Origin of the sequence: Crossiella sp. SN42 (genome assembly GCF_023897065.1) — a bacterium.
Taxonomy (GTDB): domain Bacteria; phylum Actinomycetota; class Actinomycetes; order Mycobacteriales; family Pseudonocardiaceae; genus Crossiella.
The window spans coordinates 14,321-35,211 of the sequence record NZ_JAMHIV010000018.1; the positions used below are offsets into that span (position 1 = coordinate 14,321).

The 20,891-nt window shown below is 71.7% G+C and carries 12 protein-coding genes; 1 reads left to right on the top strand and 11 read right to left on the bottom strand.

Annotated elements, in window-relative coordinates:
- Window positions 1-190 precede the first annotated feature (190 nt).
- The 4 genes from M8C13_RS21905 to M8C13_RS21920 are packed head-to-tail and all read right to left on the bottom strand — an operon-like array spanning window position 191 to window position 9,918.
- Window positions 191-1,120, bottom strand: a complete 930-nt coding sequence (locus tag M8C13_RS21905) for an oxidoreductase (protein ID WP_308202839.1) — start codon at window positions 1,118-1,120, stop codon at window positions 191-193.
- Window positions 1,120-1,635, bottom strand: coding sequence for a hypothetical protein (locus M8C13_RS21910; protein ID WP_252482528.1), 516 nt, complete (start codon window positions 1,633-1,635; stop codon window positions 1,120-1,122). The genes M8C13_RS21905 and M8C13_RS21910 overlap by 1 nt, the downstream gene beginning before the upstream one ends.
- Before the next feature lie 58 nt (window positions 1,636-1,693).
- Window positions 1,694-2,680, bottom strand: a complete 987-nt coding sequence (locus M8C13_RS21915; RefSeq protein WP_252482529.1) for a TauD/TfdA family dioxygenase — start codon at window positions 2,678-2,680, stop codon at window positions 1,694-1,696.
- On the bottom strand, window positions 2,680-9,918 hold the full coding sequence (locus M8C13_RS21920) for a non-ribosomal peptide synthetase (protein WP_252482530.1): 7,239 nt from the start codon (window positions 9,916-9,918) through the stop codon (window positions 2,680-2,682). Before M8C13_RS21920 ends, M8C13_RS21915 begins: the two co-directional genes overlap by 1 nt.
- Window positions 9,919-10,227: 309 nt before the next feature.
- Between M8C13_RS21920 and M8C13_RS21925 the strand changes: the two genes are divergently transcribed.
- Window positions 10,228-11,463 carry an MFS transporter gene (locus M8C13_RS21925; protein WP_252482531.1) on the top strand — a complete coding sequence of 412 codons (1,236 nt, stop codon included), beginning with the start codon at window positions 10,228-10,230 and terminating at the stop codon, window positions 11,461-11,463.
- A gap of 58 nt (window positions 11,464-11,521) precedes the next feature.
- Here M8C13_RS21925 and M8C13_RS21930 read toward each other — a convergent pair whose 3' ends face one another.
- Genes M8C13_RS21930 through ectB form a run of 7 tightly spaced genes read right to left on the bottom strand, consistent with a single transcriptional unit; the run spans window position 11,522 to window position 20,883 of the window.
- On the bottom strand, window positions 11,522-13,753 hold the full coding sequence (locus tag M8C13_RS21930) for a lantibiotic dehydratase (RefSeq protein ID WP_252482532.1): 2,232 nt from the start codon (window positions 13,751-13,753) through the stop codon (window positions 11,522-11,524).
- 5 nt (window positions 13,754-13,758) lie between these two features.
- The gene (locus M8C13_RS21935) at window positions 13,759-14,007 is read right to left on the bottom strand and encodes a phosphopantetheine-binding protein (protein ID WP_252482533.1); all 249 of its coding nucleotides are present in this window, start codon (window positions 14,005-14,007) and stop codon (window positions 13,759-13,761) included.
- Window positions 14,004-14,909 (bottom strand): threonine/serine dehydratase, encoded by a 906-nt coding sequence (locus M8C13_RS21940; protein WP_252482534.1) that lies wholly within the window; start codon window positions 14,907-14,909, stop codon window positions 14,004-14,006. Before M8C13_RS21940 ends, M8C13_RS21935 begins: the two co-directional genes overlap by 4 nt.
- Window positions 14,906-16,348 (bottom strand): amino acid adenylation domain-containing protein, encoded by a 1,443-nt coding sequence (locus M8C13_RS21945; RefSeq protein ID WP_252482535.1) that lies wholly within the window; start codon window positions 16,346-16,348, stop codon window positions 14,906-14,908. The genes M8C13_RS21940 and M8C13_RS21945 overlap by 4 nt, the downstream gene beginning before the upstream one ends.
- Window positions 16,345-18,642 (bottom strand): lantibiotic dehydratase, encoded by a 2,298-nt coding sequence (locus M8C13_RS21950; protein WP_252482536.1) that lies wholly within the window; start codon window positions 18,640-18,642, stop codon window positions 16,345-16,347. Before M8C13_RS21950 ends, M8C13_RS21945 begins: the two co-directional genes overlap by 4 nt.
- Window positions 18,643-18,662: 20 nt before the next feature.
- Window positions 18,663-19,583: an ornithine carbamoyltransferase gene (locus M8C13_RS21955; RefSeq protein ID WP_252482537.1), complete on the bottom strand. Its 921-nt coding sequence runs from the start codon at window positions 19,581-19,583 to the stop codon at window positions 18,663-18,665.
- Between the two features lie 10 nt (window positions 19,584-19,593).
- Window positions 19,594-20,883 carry a diaminobutyrate--2-oxoglutarate transaminase gene (ectB, locus tag M8C13_RS21960; protein WP_252482538.1) on the bottom strand — a complete coding sequence of 430 codons (1,290 nt, stop codon included), beginning with the start codon at window positions 20,881-20,883 and terminating at the stop codon, window positions 19,594-19,596.
- Window positions 20,884-20,891: the final 8 nt, after the last annotated feature.

Here is a 20,891-nt window from a genome sequence, read left to right on the forward strand (position 1 = left end):
CCACCCGGATTGGCGATAGGTGGTCGCTGGGGTGGTCACGCTGAGCGACGGGGTGTGGGCAGGTGGGGTTGGCGAACCGTGGTGGGGTTGGTTTTTGCGGGGCTCCGGTGGGGGTTTGGGGGTGGGTGGACGGGTCGCCAGTTGAACATAGCGGGGAAGTTGGAGTGGTGGGGGCGGCTGTCCACAGGGGCTAGGTGGTGGGGTTGCGGTCGGCGGGAAAGGGGGTGTTGGTGAGGGTTTCGGAGGTGGTCCAGAGGGTGGCGGCGGTGGTGGGGTTGGTGGCGTGGGGGCGGAGTGGTTCCGCGGTGAGACGGTGGGGGCGGAGGATGCCGCCGGGGGTGAGCATGACGCCTGCCGGAGCATCGGGAGCAGTGGCGGCGAAGATGATGGGGAGGGCGCCTTGTTCCACCGGGCGGCTGATCATTCCGGCGAGTGTGCTGGACAGGCGGCTGATCAGCGGGGAAGGGGCGCTGCCGAGCATGGGGGTTCGGGCGACGCCCGGGTGGGTCAGCAGGCTGCGGATCGGGGACTTCGCGGCGCGCAGGCGGCGGTGGAGTTCCAGGGCGAACAGGACGTTGGCGAGCTTGGACTGGGCGTAGGCGCGGGCGGTGGTGTAGCCGCGGGTGATGGGCAGGTTGTCGAAGTCGAGCCTGCCGTAGCGGTACATCAGCGACGCGACCGTCACCACTCGCGGGTCGTTGCCCTTGGCCAGGTTGTCCAGCAGCAGGCCGGTCAGCAGGAAGTGGCCGAGGTGGTTGGTGGCGAAGTGGAGCTCGTGGCCCTGCGGTGAGTGGCTCTGCGGCTGGTTGCCGATGCCGGCGTTGTTGACCAGGACGTCGAGCTGGTCGCCGCGGGCCATCACATCCGCGGCGAAGGCGTGGACTGAGTCCAGGTTGGACAGGTCGAGCTCGCGGATGACCAGGTTGGCGTCGGGCAGCTGGGCGCGGATGCGTTCGGCCTTGGCGGGGTTGCGGACGGCCATGATCACTCGGGCGCCGCGGGCGGCCAGGGCCTTGGTGACCGCCAGGCCCAGGCCGCTGGAGGCGCCGGTCACGACTGCGGTCCGGCCGGTCTGGTCTGGCATGTCCGCGACGGTCCAGTTCTGCACGGCGACCTCCACTAACCGGATTTTCTATCTACTTGTATCGTAACACAAGTGGATTGATCATCCGTTGGTCGCAGTCCGGTGACACCGATCGCCAGGGCCTCGCGCAGGGCGCGGGTGGCTGGGATCGCCTGGGAGTCGTGGCACAGCACGGAAAGGCGGTCGCCGGTGGCGGACATCAGTTCCAGGTGCACGCCGATCCGGAGCAGGGTCTCGCAGAAGATCGGCCGGATGGCCGGGTCGGAGCGCAGGCCGGAGCCGGTGACGGCGACCTCGGCGATTCGCTCGTCCAGGGCCAGCCGGGCGAAGCCAAGGCGGGGCCTTGCCGACTGGAGGGTGGCGGCGACCAGCGCGCCCGCTGTCCTGGTCACGGTGAACGCCCACCCGGCCGGTCGGCGGGCCAGGGGGCCGAGCGGGATGTTCAGGTCGGCGATCGCGCGCAGCAGCGGGGGCAGGGTGACCTGGCCGGTGACGGTGATCTTGGCGTGGGTGTGCGAGCGGTGGATGCCGTGCAGGACTGCCTGTTCCATGGTTCCTCCGCGGTGGGCCGGGCGCGGGCTCCGCCGCCGGAGTCCGCGCCCGGGGTGCTCAGCCGTACAGCACGTGGCCGTCGCCGATCCGGTGCGCCCGCGAGCGCCGCAGGTCCTGGGTGGCGAAGGTGCGTTGCAGCCAGCGGTCCTGGCCGTCGTAGCGCGGGGTGAACCCGGTGCGGCCGTGCACGGTGACGCGGTTGTCCACAATGGCCAGATCACCGGGCACCAGGTAGTGGGTCAACGCGTTGGCCGCGAACAGGTTCCGCAGCTCGGCCATGGCGGTGCGGGCGGCTTCGGTGAGCGGGCTGGTGGCGGCGAAGTCGACCAGCACGTCGGGGTCGTCCGGGGCGCCGCTGAGCACCGCGTGCGGTTCGGTCTCGCCTGCGGGCAGGCCGAAGGACGGCGGGGGCGCGGTGACGAACTCCCTGCGGAACAACACTTCCCGGCTCTGGTCGCTGAGCTGGTCGTGCACCTGGCGGATGGACGCGGTGCGCAGCCCGGCCTCGCGGTCGTGGTCGGCGCGCAGGCACAGCAGCAGCACGTAGTCGGGGCGGTTGTCGTGGAAGGCGTTCTCGTTGTGGAAGGACAGCAGCACCGAGCCCTCGTTGCCCTGGAAGTCCTCGCTGCCGGGCACCGGAACCACGTCGTGCACCAGCGCGCCGGACTTCTCCGGCCGGAAGGCGATCACGTCGCCGAGCAGGTGGGTGACCATCATCAGGGTGGCCGAGGGCACGGTGGCCGTGCGCTGCACCGAACCGCTGCGCGCCGGCGTCTCCGGCACCAGTGACTCGTCCACCGGCAGGCCGCGGATCACCATGGCGCCGCTGGGCCCGGAGTCCCGGCGGTACCCGGACAGGGCACGGCGCAAGGAGATCGGCAGCTCGTGCGCGCGTTCACCGGCGGCCCTGATCCAGCCCCGCTCGTCGATGTGTCCGTCCTCAATGGACAGCAGGGTGGTCGCGACCTCCTCGACGGCGAGGGCGTTGGCGCGGTTGAGGGTCAGCACGCCGGTCGGCGCGTCGACCTCGAGGACCATCGACATCAGTTCACATCCTTCTGCGCGTCTTCGGGGGTTGCCATCAGGCGGGTCAGCACCCGCGCCACCTCGCCGACGTGCGGTGGGCGCAGGACGCCGAGGTGGTTGCCGCTGACCCGGTGCACGTCGAGTCCGCCGGTGGCGAGTTCGGCCCAGCGCTGGGTGTAGTCGGTGAAGTCGACGCCGACGGCGACCTCGTGCTCACCGGCGGCCAGCTCGTCGCCCGCGATCAGGTGCAGGCGGCCCGGACAGGGTTCGTGTCGGTAGTTCAGGCGGGTGGCCAGCAGTTCGCGCCACACCCGCACCCTGGACGGCCAGAACTCGTCGCCCGGCACCGGCGGGTCGATGCGGCCGTCGTCGACGATCTGCTCCAGCACGCCGACCGCCCGGTCCTGGATGCCGGGGACCTCCTCGGCGACCGCGGTGGCCAGCTCGGCCAGCAGGGCCTCGGCGCGGCGGAACCGGGTCATGAACTCGTGCATGTTGGCGCGATCATGGCTGTCCAGCGCGGGATCGAGCAGCATGAAGGTGACCTGCTCGCCCTCGGCGCGCAGCTGCCGGGTCATCTCGGTGGTGATCTGGCTGCCGCCGCACCAGCCGAGCAGCCGGTAGGGTCCGGTGGGTTGCAGGCGGCGCAGCTGGGCGAGGTTCAGTTCGGCGATCTGGTGCACGGTCTCCGGCGGCGGGCACTGGCGGCTCAGGCCGGGCCACTCGAAGGCGGCGACCGGCTGGTCGGGGCCGAGGTGCTCGGCCAGCTGGGTGAACCAGTGCGCGCTGCCGGGGTGCACGCAGAACAGCGGCGGCCTGCTTCCCCCACGGCGCAACCACACCACCGCGTCCAGGGTGTCCACATCGGACTGTGCCGTGCCGCCGATGACGCGGGCCAGTTCGGCGATGGTGCGGTGTTCGTAGAAGTCGCGGAAGGACAGCCGGATGCCGTGCTCCTCGCGGAGTTTCACGATGATCCGCATGACGCTGAGCGAGTGGCCGCCGAGCTCGGTGAAGCTGTCGTGCACGCCGATGCGGGGCAGCCGCAGGGCCTCGGCCCAGGCGCGGGCCAGGATGTTCTCCACCGCGGTGCGCGGCGCCTGGAACCTGGCGGCGGACCGGGACAGCTCGGGCTGCGGCAGGCGCGCGGTGTCGACCTTGCCGTTGGCGGTCAGCGGCAGCTCGTCGAGCTCGAGGAAGGCTTGCGGCACCAGGTAGTCCGGCAGGATATCGGCGAGGCTGCCCGGCAACGCGGCCAGGTCCAGGGTGGTGCCGTCGGCGGGCACCAGGTAGGCGATGAGCTCCTTGTCGCCGGAGGGCGCGGTGTGCACGCGCACGGTGACGTCCTGGAGCGGGACCTGCCGGTGCAGCGCGGCCTCGATCTCGCCCAGCTCGATCCGGTAGCCGCGGATCTTGACCTGGTGGTCGACCCGGCCGGCGAACTCCAGCACCCCGTCGGCGCGGTAGCGGGCCAGGTCGCCGGTGCGGTACAGCCGCGCACCTGCTTGTCCGGCATAGGGATCGGGGATGAACCGGGCCGCGGTCAGCTCGGGCCGCTCGACGTAGCCGCGGGCCAGCTGGGCACCGCCGATGTAGAGCTCCCCCGCCACCCCGACCGGCACCAGTTCCAGGTTGGCGTCCAGTACCCGCATCACGGTGTTGGCGATGGGCTTGCCGATCGGCAGCACGCCGGGTTCGAGCCGGTCCGGGGTCGCTTCCAGCCAGGAGCAGCCGACGGTGGTCTCGGTGGGGCCGTACTCGTTGTCCACCACCGTGTCCGGGGCGTGTTGTGCCCAGCTGGACACCATGTCCCGGACCAGTTCCTCGCCACCGGCGATGATCCTGCCAGTGGCCCGGCGGATCGCGTCCGGGGACAGCGACTGGTTGAGCACCGCCAGGTGTGAGGGGGTCAGCTTGAGCAGGCCGAACTCGCCGTGCTCCAAAGCGTCCACGAGCGCGTCGATGCCGGGGGTGCCGTCGTCGGCGGTGATGGTGACCGGCTGGCCGGTGAGCAGCGCGGGGAACACCGAGGTGACCGGCAGGTCGAAGGCGACCGAGGAGTACAGCGGCGAACCCTTGCCGCGCAACGGGGTGTAGGCACCGAGGCACCAGAGCACGTAGTTGACCAGGTTGCGATGCTCGATCATGACGCCCTTGGGCGTGCCGGTCGAGCCCGAGGTGTAGATGATGTAGGCGAGCGACTCTGGGGTCGCGGTCCGAGCCAGGTCCACTGTGGACAGTTTGGTGAGGTCGGTTTGGTCCAGGAGAACGGTCTTGTGGCCGGACACCAGGGGTGCGGTCGCGGACTCGGCCAGCACCACCTCGGCGCGGGCCTCGGCGAGCAGGCCGGCGAGCCGCTGGGCCGGGTGGGCGGGGTCGAGTGGCAGGTAGGCCGCACCGGCCTTGAGCACGCCGAGCATCGCGGCCACCAGGTCGGGACCGCGGCGCAGCAGGATGCCGACCCGGGACTCCTGGCCGACGCCGAGATCGCGGAGGTGGCGGGCGATCCGGTTGGCGCGGGCGTTGAGCGCGGAATAGTCCACAGTGGACCCGTCGGGGCAGCGCAGGGCGACCGCGTCCGGGGTCCGGCTGACCTGCTGCTCGAACAGCTCGTGCAGGCACAGGTCCGGGTACGCCACGGGTTCACCGTTGGCGAAGGACAGCAGTCGCGCGGTCTCGTCCTCGTCCAGGCCGTTGTTCCTGGCCGCGCCGAGCGGGTCGGCGGCCATGAGCTCCAGGATCCGCCGGTACAGCCGGGCCAGGCGTTCGCCGTTGGCGCGGCTGATCCGCTCAGGCCGGGCGGCCAGGAACAGCGCGCCGGGGAAGGTCCACACGTCCAGGGCGAACTCGTTCGGGCTGACGTCGACCACGCCCGCCGACTCGATCCGCCGCGCGTCCAGCACGTGGAAGTCCAGGTAGGTGAACGCGGTCTCCACCAGCGACGCGCCGCCGCCCCACTCGCGCTGCATCTCCGGCAGCGGGAAGCGGCGGTGCGGCCACACCGCGACCTCCTCGGCGAAGACCTGCCGCACCAGGTCGATCCAGGTGGTCCCGGTCAGCTCGACGCCGACCGGCACGGTGTTGAGGTGCATGCCGCGCACGGTCTCGCCACCGCTGGTCTCAAGGCGGCCGTTGCACACCAGGCCGGTGTGGAAGCGGGGCGAACCGCTGAGCACACTGAGGGCCTTGAGATGCGCGGTGAACAGCACGCTCTTGAGCGAGACCCCGGCCACCACGGCCAGCGCGCGCAGGCCGGGTTCGAGGTCGCCGATCGGCACGCCGATCTTGTAGGCCGTCTCGCCCTGCTCCGGGTCCGCGGCCCAGCCCTCGGGCAGCTCGACCCGGTCGAACCGGTTCAGGCGGTCCCGCCAGAACTCGCGGTCCCCGGATTCGCTGAGGGAGCGCCGTTCCAGCGCGATGTAGTCGGCGAACCGGACACTGTGGACGGTCGGTGCGGCCGGTTCGCGGCCGTCGCGCAGGGCGCGGTAGTCGGCCATCAGCTCGGTGATCAGGGAGTGGTGGCTCCAGCCGTCCAGGATGGCGTGGCATTCGATGAAGGAGAACGTCCAGCGGTCCTCGGCGGTCTGGTGCGCGTGGAACCGCAGCATCGGCGCCTTGGTGACGTCGAACGGCGTGGCGCGGGTGGCGGTGATGAAGCGCTGGATCTCGGCGTCCGGGTCGGCGGTGTGCCGGAGGTCGTGGTAGCCGACCTCGATGGTCCCGGCCGGGTGCACCAGCTGGAGGGGTTCGCTGAAACCGTTGAGATTGAAGGAGGTGCGCAGGATCTCGTGCCGCTGGGCCAGCAGTGCCGCGGCCTGGCGCAGGGCGGGCAGGTCGAACGGGCCGTCGTCGTTGATCGGCAGCAGGGTGATGTTGTGGTACGGGCTTTCCTCGCTGTCGGCGATCATCTGGTAGACCATGGCCGCCTGCACCATGGAGATCGGATAGGCGTCGACCAGCCCGGCGGGCAGCGCGCGCCGATCGGCCGGGGACAGCAGCGCGAAGGCTTCGACCCGTTGTTCCTCCGCATTGTCCACAGTGGACTGGACGCGGGTTTCGCTGAACCGGGCCAGTTCCTCGACGGTCTGGTGCAGCAGCAGGTTCTGCACGGACAGGTCGATGCCGCGCGGGCGGAGCGCGCCGACCACCCGGATGGCGCGGATGGAGTCGCCGCCGAGGGTGAAGAAGTTGTCCCGCACGCCGACCTCGGGCACGCCGAGCACCTCGGCCCAGGTCTCGGCGATGACCTGTTCCACCGGGTTGCGCGGGGCGACCCGCTCGGCGGAGTCCTGGCCGCGGTGGGTGTCCGGGTCGGGCAGGGCGGCGTGGTCGATCTTGCCGTTGACCGTGAGCGGGAACTCGGCCACCGGGACGAACAGCGCCGGGACCATGTAGGCAGGCAGCGTCCGGCCGAGGTGTTCGCGCAGCTCGGTGACCGCTACCGACCGGCCGGTGAGGTAGGCGACCAGCCGGGATCGGTGGGCCAGGACCAGGGCCTTGTCCACCGAGGGGTGGGTGGACAAGGCCGCCTCGATCTCGCCGGGTTCGATGCGGTGGCCGCGGATCTTGAGCTGGTTGTCGGCGCGGCCGAGGAACTCCAGGTCGCCGTCCGCGCGGTAGCGGGCCAGGTCTCCGGTGCGGTACATGCGCGCGCCCGGGGTGGTGGCGTAGGGGTCGGGGCCGAAGCGGTCGGCGGTGAGCGCGGGCCTGCCGAGGTAGCCGCGGGCCAGGCCGGGGCCGGAGACGTGGACCTGGCCGGGCACCCCGATCGGCACCGGGTTCAGCTCCCCGTCCAGCACGTACAGCCGGAGGTCGCGGAGCGCGCCGCCGACCGGGCTGCGCTGCTCCCCGTCCAGGTCCGCCCGGCCGATCGGCCGGTAGGTGACGTGCACGGTGGTCTCGGTGATCCCGTACATGTTGACCAGCTCGGGCCGCTGGTCGCCGAAGCGGTAGAACCAGGGCGCCAGCTCGGTCACGTCCAGGGCCTCGCCGCCGAAGACCACGGTGCGCAGGGCGAGCGCGTCGGCAGGCAGGCCCGCCTGGGTGACCGCCTCGACCAGGCCGCGGAAGGCGGAGGGGGTCTGGTTGAGCACGGTGACCTGTTCGCTGATGAGCAGGTCGAGGAAGTCCTGCGGGGAGCGGGAAATCTCGTAGGGCACCACCACGGCGGTGCCGCCGTGCAGCAGCGCGCCCCACAGTTCCCAGACGGAGAAGTCGAAGGCGTAGGAGTGGAACAGGGTCCACACGTCGGTGGGGCCGAAGCCGAAGTCCGGTTCGCAGGCGCGCAGCAGGCGCAGCACGTTGGCGTGGGTGACCTGCACGCCCTTGGGGCGGCCGGTGGAGCCGGAGGTGTAGATAACGTAGGCGAGGTTGTCCGGCGTGGCCAGGTTTTCCGGGTCGGTGTCCGGGTGGCCGGGCTGGTCCACCGGCAGGCAGGTGACCCCGGGCAACGCGGCGTCGGTGACCGCGAGGGAGACCTCGGCGTCCTCCACCAAGTAGGCCAACCGGTCGGCGGGCGCGGCCGGGTCCAGCGGCAGGTAGCCCGCGCCGGACTTGAGCACCGCGAGCAGGGCGACCACCAGGTCCGGGCCGCGGTCCAGGCAGACGCCGACCGGGTGGTCCGGTCCGGCGCCACGGGCGCGCAGCGCGTGGGCGAGGCGGTTGGCCCGTGCGTTCAGCTCGGCGTAGCTGAGGTGCTGGCCGCGGTGGCGCAGCGCGGTCGCCCCGGGGACGCGGCGGACCTGGGCCTGGAACACCTCGTGCAGGCACTCCGCGGCGGGGAAGGTCCTGGCCGCGCCCGCCCACGGGCCGAGCAGCTGGGCGCGTTCCGGTGCGGTGAGCAGGTCGAGCGCGCCCACTCGAACGGTCGGCTGGGCGGCGATGCTGGTCAGCAGCTGGGTGAAGTGACCGATCATCCGGCGGATCGTGCTCGCGTCGAACAGCGCGGTGGCGTACTCGAGCTGGCCGGTCAGCGAGCCGTCGGGGTGGGCGGCCAGGGCCAGGCCGAGGTCGAACTTGGCCGCGCTCCAGGCGACCGGTTCCTGTTCGGCGCGCAGGCCGGGCAGCTCGGTGGGGGTGCCGCTGGTGAGCTGGAAGGCGACCTGGAACAGCGGGTTGCGGGACGGGTCGCGTTCGGGGGCCAGCTCGTCCACGATGCGCTCGAACGGGGTGTGCTGGTGCGCGTAGGCGGTCAGGGCGGTCTCCCGGACCCTGGCCACCAGGTCGCGGAAGGTCGGGTCGCCGGAGAGGTCGGTGCGCAGCAGCACGGTGTTGACGAACAGGCCGACGAGGTGCTGGAGCTCGGCGCGGTCGCGACCGGCCACCGGGCTGCCCACCACCACGTCGTGTTGTCCGGCGTAGCGGCCGAGCAGCAGCTGGAAAGCGGCCAGCAGCACCATGAACGGGGTGGCGCCCACCTCGCGGCCGGTGCGCAGCAGCGGTTCGACCAGCCGGGCCGGCAGGGTGAAGGTCTCGGTGGCGCCGCGGCTGTCCCGGACCGGGCCTCTGGGCCGATCGGTCGGCAGGGCCAGCGGGGTAAGTCCGGCGAGGGTCTTGCGCCAGTGCGCGAGCTGCTCGGCCAGGCGCGGGCCGGTGAGCTGTTCGCGCTGCCAGGCGGCGTAGTCGGCGTACTGCACCGGGACCGGGGGCAGCGGGGAGGGCATGCCGGCGGCGAGGGTGGCGTAGAGGCGGTCCAGCTCGGTCAGCAGCACCGACTCCGACCAGCCGTCGGCGGCGATGTGGTGGGTGGTGATCAGCAGGATCGTCTCGTCCGCGGCGAGCCGGATCAGCAGGGCGCGGATCGGGTGCTCGGTGGCCAGGTCGATCGGACGGCGGCCGTCGGCCTCGATCAGCTTGCCGATCCGGGCCTCGGAGTTCGCGCCGCGCAGGTCGGCCTCGCGCCAGGCGATCGGGCCGGGCGGGTCGATGATCTGCACCGGCTCACCGTCCACAGTGGAGTACCGGGTGCGCAGGATCTCGTGGCGGGCCACGATCTGCGCCAGCGCGGCGCGCAGCGCGACCACGTTGACCAGGCCGCGCAGCCGCAGCCGCAGCGGCATCAGGTACTCGGTGCCGCCGGGCTGGATCTGGTCCAGCACCCACAGCCGCCGCTGGGCGAACGACAGCGGCAGCACGCCGTCCCTGGGCACCGGGGTGATCCCGTGCTCCGGTGCGGCCGGGGCGAGGCCGCGCAGCCTGCGCTGGAGCAGCTCCGCGCGGGAGATCGAGCGAGGGCCAGTCCCCGAAATCCCGTCCACGAGAGTCGTGATCGAGGTGGTTCCTGGCGGTGCGGCCGGACCGCCCTCATACAGGGCGTATTCGGGCGGTTCGGTCGTGCCGCCAGGGACCACCTCGGCGCGGCTATCGTGGACGGGATTTTGGGGACTGGCCCTCTTGCTCATCGTTCGCCTTCCTGTCTACCGGTCGGCCGATCAGGGGATAGCCTGCCGAGCGCGCGGGGTGCGGGAGCAGAGTCAGCGCGGTACCTCTGTCGGCAGGTGGGACTGCCTGCGTGGGTGCCGGTCCTTCTCTGTGGAGGCGGGGTGGGCGCGAGAAGCATCGGGCGCATGAGCGAAGAGGTGCCGCCGCTGCGGCGCAATCGGGACTTCCTGTTGCTGTGGTCGGGTTCGGCGGTGTCCAGCCTCGGCGCGAACGCCTCCAGCGTGGCCTATCCCCTGCTGGTGCTGGCGCTGACCGGGTCGCCGGTGGACGCGGGCCTGAGCGGGTTCGTCGCGCTGCTGCCCCAGCTGATCTGCCAGGTGCCGGCCGGGGCGTTGGTGGATCGGTGGAACCGGAAGCGGGTGATGATCTGGTGTGACGTCCTGCGCGCGCTGGCCATCGGCACGCTGGCCGCGGCGCTGGTGCTGGATGCGCTGACGTTGCCGCACATCCTGGCCGTCGGGTTCACCGAGGGCGTGCTGACCGTGACGTTCAAGATCGCCGCGGCGGCCGCGGTGCCGAACGTGGTGCATCCGAGCCATCTGACCTTCGCGTTGTCCCGCAACGAGGCCAGGGAGCGGGGCGCGGCGATGCTGGGGCAGCCGCTGGGCGGGATGCTGTTCGGGCTGGGGCGGGCGGTGCCGTTCCTGTTCGACGCGCTGACCTACCTGGTGTCGCTGGTCTCGTTGTTGTTGATCCGCAAGGACTTCCAGGCTTCCCGGAAGCGGCAGCCGGTGGACCTGTCGGCCGGGATCACCTGGTTGTGGCGGCAGCCGTTCCTGCGGATGACCACGTTCCTGGTGGCGGGCAGCAACTTCCTGTTCCGGGCGCTGTTCCTGGTGGTGATCGTGATCGCCGCGGACTACGGGGCCTCGCCGACGCTGGTGGGGGTGATGTTCGGGCTGGCTGCGGTCGGCGGGGTGCTGGGGTCCCTCGCCGCGCCCGCGCTGGAGCGGCGGCTGTCCATGCGGGTGGTGGTGGTCGGGGCCAACTGGGCCTGGGGACTGCTGGTGCCGATGGTGTTGCTGGTGCCCAATGCCTATGTGCTGGGCGCGGTGTACGCGCTGATGTGCTTCGTCGGCCCGGTGTGGAACGTGGCGATCTCGGCCTACCAACTGGCGGTCACCCCGGACCACATCCAGGGGCGGGTGCTGGGGGCGGCGGGGATGATCGCGTTCGGCGCGGTGCCGCTGGGGTCGTTGCTGGGCGGGTTCGCGCTGGAGTGGATCGGGGCGCGGGCGACGGTGTGGGCGCTGGCGGTGTGGATGATCGGGCTGGCGGTGCTGGCCACGGTGAGCCCGGCGGTGCGGGACGCGCCCAGTCTGGCGCGGGCGGTGGCGGAACGCGAGGCGGTCGTCCGGTGATCGCGGAAGTGAGCCCCCGCCCGGGTTGTCCGGGGCGGGGGCTTTGTGGTGACCGCGGTTACTGGGGATCGGCGACCGCGACGAAGCGGAGTTCGGCGGTGTAGGACTCGCCGTGGTGGTCGGGCAGCCAGGCCTGGTCCGGGGTGGGCAGCATCTCGGTGAGGGTGAGCTGGCCGGCCGGGTCCTTGCGGGCGAGGCGGCGGATGGCCTTGGCCAGGATGGTGAGGTAGACCGGGCTGTCGAAGTCGACGTAGAACGGGCGGGGTTCGGTCGGGCAGGTGACGAAGACGAACCTGGGCAGGCGGTGGGTTTCCCGCCACTGGCGCAGGCGGACGAACCGGCGCGGTTCGGACTTCTCCTCGGCCGCGGTGATCTCGACAGCGGGGAAGCGCCAGGTCTCCCTGGTGACCACCAGGTCGTCGATGGTGATCCGCGGGGTGTGCGGGGCGTCCGCGGTGAGGCGGAACAGGTCCATGGCCAGGGTGGTCAGCACGTGGCCGAAGACGTCGACCACCGGGAACCGGGTGCCGTCGGGCAGCACGGCCGACAGGGTGTCGTGGCGTTCGACCAGGATGTCGGCGCTGGCATGGGTTCGCGGGCGGGCCGGGTCTGCGGTGTGGTCGACCAGGGCGACGTAGTGGTCCTCGGGGCGGACCAGCGTCTGGCGGGTCCTGGCTGACAGGCGGGAGCGGTGTTCCTTGGGCAGCAACGGAAGCAGCCGCGGTCCGGGGTGGTCGCGGGTGGTGCGGGCGAGCAGCTCGGCCTGGTCTGGGTGCTGGTTGACGAACAGCGAGGAGCCCAGGCTGTTGGTGGCCAGGTGGAGCTCGCCGAGGACGAGCTGGTCCCCGGTGAGCAGGATGTCGGGGCTGAGGTAGCGGGCCGCGGTCCAGCCGGGTTCCCGGTTGCCGAAGGCCAGCTCCACCTGATTCCCAATGTCCTTTGTGGACCTTCGAACCCTGCTGGCGTCTGCCGGGTCGAGGATGGTCTGCCAGCGGCGCTGGAACTCCTGTTGCAGCTCGGTGGCGTCCTGGACGGCGGCGCCGTGCAGAATGGGCATGCAGGCGAACCAGAACTCGGCCAGGTTGACCGGGCCGTTGGCGGCCAGCCGGTCGAAGACCTCCTCGGCGCGCTGCAACACGCGGTCGGCGAGGGTGGCGGTCAGCCAGTTCGCGCTGGCCAGCAACAGCGGCAGTGGGTCCAGCGCGTCCAGGACGCGGCGGCCTGCGGTGGCGGTGGCGGTGCGGCGGCAGTCGGCGTAGACCAGGGCGCGGCAGGGTGCGGTGCCCGCGGACTTCTCCCGGACCGCGGCGGTGTCGGTGCAGGCGAGGAAGTCCTGCTCCAGCCGAGCGAGCGCGGCGGCCAGGGTGTCCGCGTCGGTGGCGGCCGCGACCTGGGACCGGCCTTGTTCCAGCAGGTCCAGTGCGGCTTCGGCGCGGATGCGCTGGGGTTCGTCCTCGACGGTGGCCAGCCAGGAGCGCAGCCAGCGTTCCGGGTGCGCGTCGGCGGGCACCTCCAGGCGCCACACCAGCCAGCGGCGGCCGACCAGCTCGGTCAGCAGGGCTGGAACGTCCAGGTCCGGGTTCGCGCGGGCCAGGTGGTGCGCGGAGCGGGTGCCGTCGCACTGGGTCAGCAGGCGGTGCTGGTCGGTGGTGATCGGCTGCGGTGGGCGGCCGGGAATGGTGACCTCGGTCTGTCCGATGTGGACGAACGGGACGCGGCGGGGCGCGATCCACTGGCGCAGTCCGGGTTCGAGGGTGCGGGCCAGGGTGTCGATGGACCAGCTGGCGAAGTAGACGGTGGTGTCGGCGATCAGGGAGTCGCCGGGGTCAACCGCGATGTCGGGCTGATCGAGGTTCCAGTGCCCCCAGCCGACCGGGCCGAAGAAGCCGATGGTGTCGTTCTTGACGCAGAATCGCTGCCAGTAGTGCGCCACCAGCTCCTCGCGCTGGCGGGGCATGCTGGTGCGACCGGTCGCGGTGGGGGTCCAGTCCAGGAACGGCTTGATGCCGGTGGTCAGCACCGGGCGGTTCTGCCAGGCCACCGCGGCCCGGAAGTCGGGCCGGGCCGCGATGTCCTGGAGCTGGCGCGCGCTCCGCACCGCGGCTTCGTGGTAGGTCTCCTCGAAGGCGGTCCAGTCCACTCCGGACAGTGCCACGTCCTGGTCGAACTTGTCCGCGGCCTCGGCGAGTCCGTCCGGGGCGAGCCGCAGCACCCCGTTGGCCGGGAAACCCGGTCCGCGCAGGGCGAACTGGTCCCACAGCCGCCAGGTCCGGTCCAGGCGCACCTCCACCGGCCTCACCCCTGGGCCGGTTCGAGGTCCACCACACTCGCCAAGTCGGCGGGCGAGGGGTAGGCGAACACCAGGGCCACCGGCACCTCCGCGCCCAGGGACTCCTGGATGCGGGCGGTGATCTGGAACGCGGCCAGGGAGTCACCACCGGCCTCGAAGAAGTCGCTGCCGGTGTCCAGGGTGGCGTCGCCCAGGGTTTCGCGGTAGATGGCGGCGATCAGTTCGGGCACGTCTACCTTGAGGTTGCTGGTCACGGGAGTCCTTTCGGTGTGGTGTTTCCGCCGGAGACGATCGCGACGGTGTCGGCGTGCCACCCGGCGCGCAGTGCGCCCGCGAAGGCGACCGCCCCGCTGGGTTCGGCGTTGACTCCGTTGCGCCGCAACAGGTCGAGCGCGTGGTTGATGTCCTCATCGGACACCGCGACCAGGTCGTCGACCCGGTGCTGGATGATGGGGAACGGGACCTCGCCGGGGCGCTGGCCGCGCAGGCCGTCGGCGACGGTGTCCGGCGGCGGGAGCTCGACCGGGTGGCCGGCGGCCAGTGAGCGGGCGTAGCGGCGGCAGGCGGCCGGTTCGACGCCGATCACCCGGACCGGGTGGTCCAGCGCGGCCAGGCACGCGCCCGCGAGCAGGCCACCGCCGCCGGTGGGCACGAAGAGGGCGGCGGTGTCCGGCGCGTCGGTCAGGATCTCCAGGGTCACCGTGCCCGCGCCCGCGACCACCAGGTCGTGGTCGGAGGAGGGCAGCAGGAACGCGCCGGTGCGGGCGGCCAGGTCGCGGGCGTGGCGTTCGCGGGCGGCCACTCCCCCGGGCACGGCGACGACGGTCGCGCCCAGGTCACGGATCTTGGCCGCCTTGGCCTGGCTGGCGGCCTCGGCCATGACGACGGTGACGGGGATGCCGAGGCGGGCGCCGAGGGTGGCCACCGCGATGCCGTGGTTGCCGGAGGAGCCGGTGACGACCGCGGTGGCCGGGGTGCCGAGCAGGGCGTTGGCCGCGCCGCGGAACTTGAAGGAGCCGCCGCGCTGCTGGTGCTCCGCCTTCAGCCGCAAGCCCGGTTGGCACGGCAGCAGCGGGGTGGGCCTGATGTGGTCGGCGATTCGCTCGGCGGCGGCGCGGACGTCGGCGCGGCCCAGGCGCAGGGTGGGCGCGGTCATCGGGCCAGGGCCTTGCGGTCGGTCTTGCCGGTGCTGGTGGTGGGCAGGCGGTCGATCCGGGCGAACCGGCGCGGCATCAGGTGTGGCGGCAGGGTTTTGCCGAGGTGGGCGCGCAGTTCGGCGTCGGTGGTCGCCGCCAGGTCGCCGGTGAGGTGGGCGACCAGGTGCACCCGGCCGCGGTCGTCGGTGGCCGCGGTGAGCACAGCCCCGGTGACCGCGGGATGGGTCAGCAGCGCCGATTCCACCTCGGCCGGGTCGACCCGGTAGCCGCGGATCTTGACCTGGCGGTCCAGCCGGCCCAGGTACTCCAGGCCGTTGTCGGTGCGGCGGGCCAGGTCGCCGGTGCGGTACCGGCGGGAGCCGGGCTCGCCGAAGGGGTCGGGGCGGAAGCGGTCGGCGGTCAGCGCGGGGCGGTTCGCATAGCCGCGGGCGAGGCCGATGCCGCCGAGGTGGATCTCGCCGATGGCGTTGTCGGGCACCGGGTTGCCCTGCTCGTCGAGCAGGTGCGCGGTGACGCCGTGGATCGGGTCGCCGATGTGGTCGGCGCCGAGGTCCGGGGTTGCCGGGACGTGGTGCCGGGTGGAGGTCATGGTGCATTCGGTGGGGCCGTACTGGTTGACCAGGTCGCCGGTGATCAGCTCGCGGCCGCCCGCGGTGAGGAACGGGCGCAGGGACTCGCCGCTGGCGACCACCAGGCGAAGTCCGTCGAAGGATCCTTGGTACTGGGCCAGGAAGGTGAGGAACGAGGGCGTCACGCTCAGCACGGAGTTGACCTGGTAGCGCCGGATGACCTCGGCGAACCCGTTGGCGCGCAGCAGGTCGGCGCGTGGGGCCAAGACCAGGCGGCCACCAGCGAGCAGTGGGGCGAAGGTGTCGCGGATCGAGGCGTCGTAGCCGAGCGGGGCCAGCTGCACGGCGACCGTGTCCGGGCCGAGGCGGTAGTCGCGGACCAGGAAGCGCAGGTAGGAGTCCAGGCCGCGGCGTTCGATGAGGACGGCGTTGGGGGTGCCGGTGGAGCCGGAGGTGTGGCTGACGTAGGCCAGGGATCGTGGTGGCACCGCGGCAAGTGGGGCGGTGGACGGGGCGAGCTGGTCGAGCAAGGTGGTGGGGCCGGTGAACGGGAGGCCGGTGTCGCTGGTGGTGAGCAGGTGGGTCGCGCAGCCCAGCAGGGTGGCGAGGCGTTGGGGTGGCTGGTCGAGGTCCAGGGTGAGGAACGCGCCGCCGGCGTGCAGCACGGCGGCCATGGCCACCACGGCGTCGACGGATCTGGGTACGGCGATGGCGCACACCTGCTCGGGGTGCACGCCGTCGGACACCAAGCATTGGGCCAAGTGGACGATTCGGTTGCGGAGTTCGCCGTAGGACACCTGGTGATCCGGGGTGATGATCGCGGTGGCCTCGGGCGGGTGGTTGAGGATGTCGTCGACGAACCCGGTCATACCGCACCGCCGGTCTGGTCCACCGCGACGAAGCGGAGCTCCGAGGTGTAGCGGTTGCCCTGGTCGTCGGTGAGCCAGGTTTGTTCCGGGTTGGGCAGCATCTCGCTGATGGTGAGCCTGCCGTCCGGGTCGGTGCGGGCCAGGCGGCGGGCGGCCTTGGCCAGGATGGTGACGTAGACCGGGCTGTCGAAGTCGACGTAGAACGGCCGGGGTTCGGCAGGCGAGGTGACGAAGACGAACCGGGGCAGGTCCAGCTCTTCCCGCCACTGCCGGGCCCGGACGAAGCGGCGGGACTCGGTCTTCGCCGCGGCGAAGGCCAGGTCCGCGGCCGGGATCCGCCAGGTCTCGCGCGCGATGATCATGCGGTCGACGGTGATCCGTGGACCGTGATCAGCGTGGGGGCGCAGGGAGAACCGGTCCATGACGCGGTTGGTGAGGGCGTTGCCGAAGACGTCCAGCAGCGGGAACTCGTTGCCGTCGGGCAGGATGAGCAGCAGTTCGCCGTCGCGGTCGACCACTTCGACGTCGGCGCTGTTGAGGGCGCGCGGGTTGTGCGGGTCGGCGGTGTAGTCGACCATGCCGATGAAGTAGTCCTCTGGCCGCACCAGCGCTGGGCGGCTGCGGGTGGACCAGCGCGGCGGCTGTTCCTTGGGCAGCATGGGCATCACCCGGGGGCCGGGGAAGTCCCTGGTGGTCTCGGCGAGCAGTTCGGCGATGTCGGGGTGCTGCATGGCGAACAGCGAGGCGCCCACGGTGTTCATGGCCACGTGCAGCTCACCGAGCACCAGCTCGAACTCGCCGCGGGCGACCGCTTCGGCGTTCTCGGCCAGGATCAACACGTCGGGGCTGACGTAGCGGGCGATGTTCCAGGCCCGCCCTGGTTCGCCGAACTCCGCGCGCACCCGGTCCGCGATGTCCACAGTGGACAGTCGAACGCGTCGGACACCCTCGGGGGCGTTGATGATCCTGGCCCAGCGTGCCTGTAGTTCGGCCTGGATGCGGTCGATCTCGGCTGTGGAGTCGGGGTGCGGCACCGGCAGGCACTCGAACCAGAGCGCGCCCAGGTCGACCCGGCCGTGCCGGTCCAGCAGCTTCCGGTGCGCGACGCGGATGCGCTCGGTCATCGCCTCGGCGAAGCGGTTGGTCAGCCAGCGGGCCGCGGTCAGGCACAGGGCGAGCGGGGTGAGCTCGGCCAGGACCGCGGCGCCGAGGGTGGCGGTGGCCGAGCGGCGGCAGTCGGCGTAGACCAGGGAGCGGCAGGGTGCGGTGCGGCTGTTCTTGGCGCGCACGGCCGCGGTCTCGGTGAGGGTGGCGAAGTCTTGTTCCAGTGCGGCCATCGCGGCGGACAGGGCGGCGGAGTCGCCGTAGGCGTCGTGGATGCGTTGTTTGGCCTGTTCCAGCACGGCCAGCTTGGCCAGTGCCCGCTCGCGCACCTCGGGATCGCCGACTCGCTCCACTGTGGACCGGAGGTGCTGCTCGGGGTGCGCGCTGGTCGGCACTTCCAGCCGCCACACCGCCCACCGCCGTCGTACTATGTCCTCGATCCCGGCCAGCACCTCCGCCTCCGGCCGGTTGAGCTGTGCGGCCAGCTCGGCCGGGGATCGGGTGCCGTCGCAGCGCAGCAGCAGCTCGCGCTGGTCCGCGGTGAGCGGCTGGGCTGGGCGGCCGGGCAGGTGCACGGAGTCGGTGGCGATGCGGATGAAGGAGACCCGGCGGGGCGGGATCCAGCGGCGCAGTGCTGGATCCTCGCCGAGCACACGGGCCAGGGTGTCGATGGCCCAGCTGGAGAAGTACACGGTGGACTCGGCGATCAGGCCGGTGCCGGGGTCGACCGTGACACCGGACTGAGCGAGGTCCCACCGGCCCCAGCCGACCGGGCCGAAGAAGCCGATGGTGTCGTTCTTGACGCAGAACCGCTGCCAGTAGTGCGCGACCAGCTCCTCCCGCTGGCGGGGCATGCTGCTGCGGTTGTCCGCGCTGGGTGTCCAGGCCAGGAAGGGTTTGATGCCGGTGTCCAGCACGGTGCGGTTCTGCCAGGCCACCGCGGCGCGGAAGTCCGGCCGGGCCGCGATGTCCTGGAGCTCCCGCGCGGTGCGCACCGCGGCCGCGCCGAACTCCTCCTCGAATGCGGTCCAGTCCGCGCCGGTGAGCTGCTCGTCGAACTTGTCCGCGGCCGCGGCGAGTCCGTCCGGCGCGAGCCGCAGCACCCCGGTGGCGGGGAAACCGGGTCCGCGCAAGGAGAACTGGGACCACAGCCGCCAGTCGCCGGTGGGTAGGAACACGTTGTCGGACATCGCCTCAGACACCTTTCGGTTCAGGCCGTGCACCATTCCAGGACGGCGCGGGCGCTGTGGTACTTGTTCTCCGCCTGGGCGAAGGCGATGCCGGCCGGACCGTCGAGCACCTCGGCGGTGACCTCCTCGCCGCGGTGCGCGGGCAGGTCGTGCATGAACACCGCGCCGGGGCAGGACTCCATCAGCCGACTGTCCACTTGGAACGGTGCGAACCGCGCGCGCCAGTCCGGGTCGGGTTTGCTGGTGCCGGTGGTCTGCCAGCGGGTGGTGTAGACGACGTCGACCTCGGGCAGGTCGGCCAGGTCGTGCCGCTGCTCGATCCGGCCGTCGCCGCGTTTGGCGCTGATGGCGCCGCGTTCCAGGAAGCTCGCCGGGACGCCGTAGCCGTTCGGGGTGCGCAGGTGCAGCTCGGTGCCGGGGAAGCGGGTCAGGGCGAGGGACAGCGCGGTGGCGGTGTTGTTGCCCTCCCCCACGTACAGCACGCGCAGGCCTTCGACCCGGCCGAAGTGGCGGGTCATCGTGGTGAGGTCGGTGAGGGCCTGGGTGGGGTGTTCCGCGGCGGTCATCGCGTTGATCACCGACATGCGTTGCTGCGCCGCGTACTCGCGCAGTTCCCGTTCCGGGCCTGCGGTGCGGGCGACCAGGACGTCCAGCATCCCGGAGAGCACCGCGCCGGTGTCGGCCACCGACTCGCCGGTGTTCTCCTGGAGGTCGCCGGGCCCGTAGGTGATCAGCTGGGCGCCCAGGCGCAGCGCGCCGGCGGAGAAGGCGGTGCGGGTGCGGGTGGAGGTGCGCCGGAACAGCACGGCCACCACCAGGTCCCGCAACGGTTTTGCCCCTTCGAGCCGTCCTGCGGAATAGTCCGCGCCGCGTTGGACCAGCCAGCGCAGGTCTTCCTCGGACAGGTCGTCGATGGAGATCAGGTGCCGTCGGTCGGCCATGGTCGGCTCCTCACCGGGTGGTGTGCAGGGCGTCGCGCAGCACGTCGAGGCCGCGGTCCAGCCGGGCGATGTCGATGGTCAGCGGCGGCAGCACCTTGACCACCTCGTCGTGGCGGCCGCACAGCTCCACGATCAGGCCGTGCTCGAAGGCGTGCCGCTGCACCCGGTCCGCGCGCTCCGGGCCACCGGCCTGGGCGAGGTCGATGCCCAAGGCCATGCCCAGGCCGCGGGTGCTGATCACCGGTTCGGCCAGTTCGGTGCGGAAGCGGTCCAGGCGGCGGCTGGCCACGGCGAGGTCGGTGTGGAACTTGGTCTGCCGCCACAGGTCCAGGGCCGCGGTGGCGGCGACGAAGGCGAGCTGGTTGCCGCGGAAGGTGCCGGTGTGCTCGCCCGGTTCCCACACGTCCAGGTCGCGGCGGAACAGGGTCAGTGACAGCGGAAGCCCGTAGCCGCCAATGGACTTGGACACGGTGACCAGGTCGGGCACCACGCCGGCATGCTCGAAGCAGAAGAAGGTGCCGGTGCGGCCGCAGCCGGCCTGGATCTCGTCGAAGATCAGCAGGATGCCGTGCCGCTCGGTGAGCGCGCGCAGGCTGCGCAGCCAGTCCGGGGAGGCCGGGTAGATGCCGCCCTCCATCTGCATCGGCTCCACGATAACCGCGGCCGGGACCTCGAACCCGGAGGACGGGTCGGCGAGCATCCGCTCCAGGTATCCAATCGAGTCGAATGTCCCTTGTGGACCGTCCTCATAGGGCACAAAGGTCACTTCTGATGGCCCGATGCCACCGGCGCGGCGGGCCCGGCGGCTGCCGGTGACCGCGAGCGAGCCGCGGGACATGCCGTGGTAGGCGCCGGTGAAGGCGACCACGCCGGTGCGGCCGGTCGCCTTGCGGGCCAGCTTCAGCGCCGCCTCCACCGCGTCCGTGCCGGTCGGTCCGCAGAACTGGATCTTGTAGTCCAGGTCGCGCGGCCGCAGCACGGTCTCGGCGAAGGCGCTGAGGAACTCGCGTTTGGCCACGGTGTGCATGTCCAGGCCGTGCACGATCCCGTCGGCGGCCAGGTACTCGGTGAGACGGCGTTTGATGAAGTCGTTGTTGTGCCCGTAGTTCAGGGTGCCCGCGCCGCAGAAGAAGTCGATGAAGACCCGGCCGTCCTCGCCGTGCAGCTCGGCGCCCTTGGCGCGGTGGAAGACGATCGGGAACTTCCGGCAGTAGCTGCGCACCTCGGACTCGAGGTCCTGGAACACCGAGAAATCGGTGGCCGCGGTGTGCGTGCCGGGGTGGTGCGCGGTGACGGTCATGGCGGGTC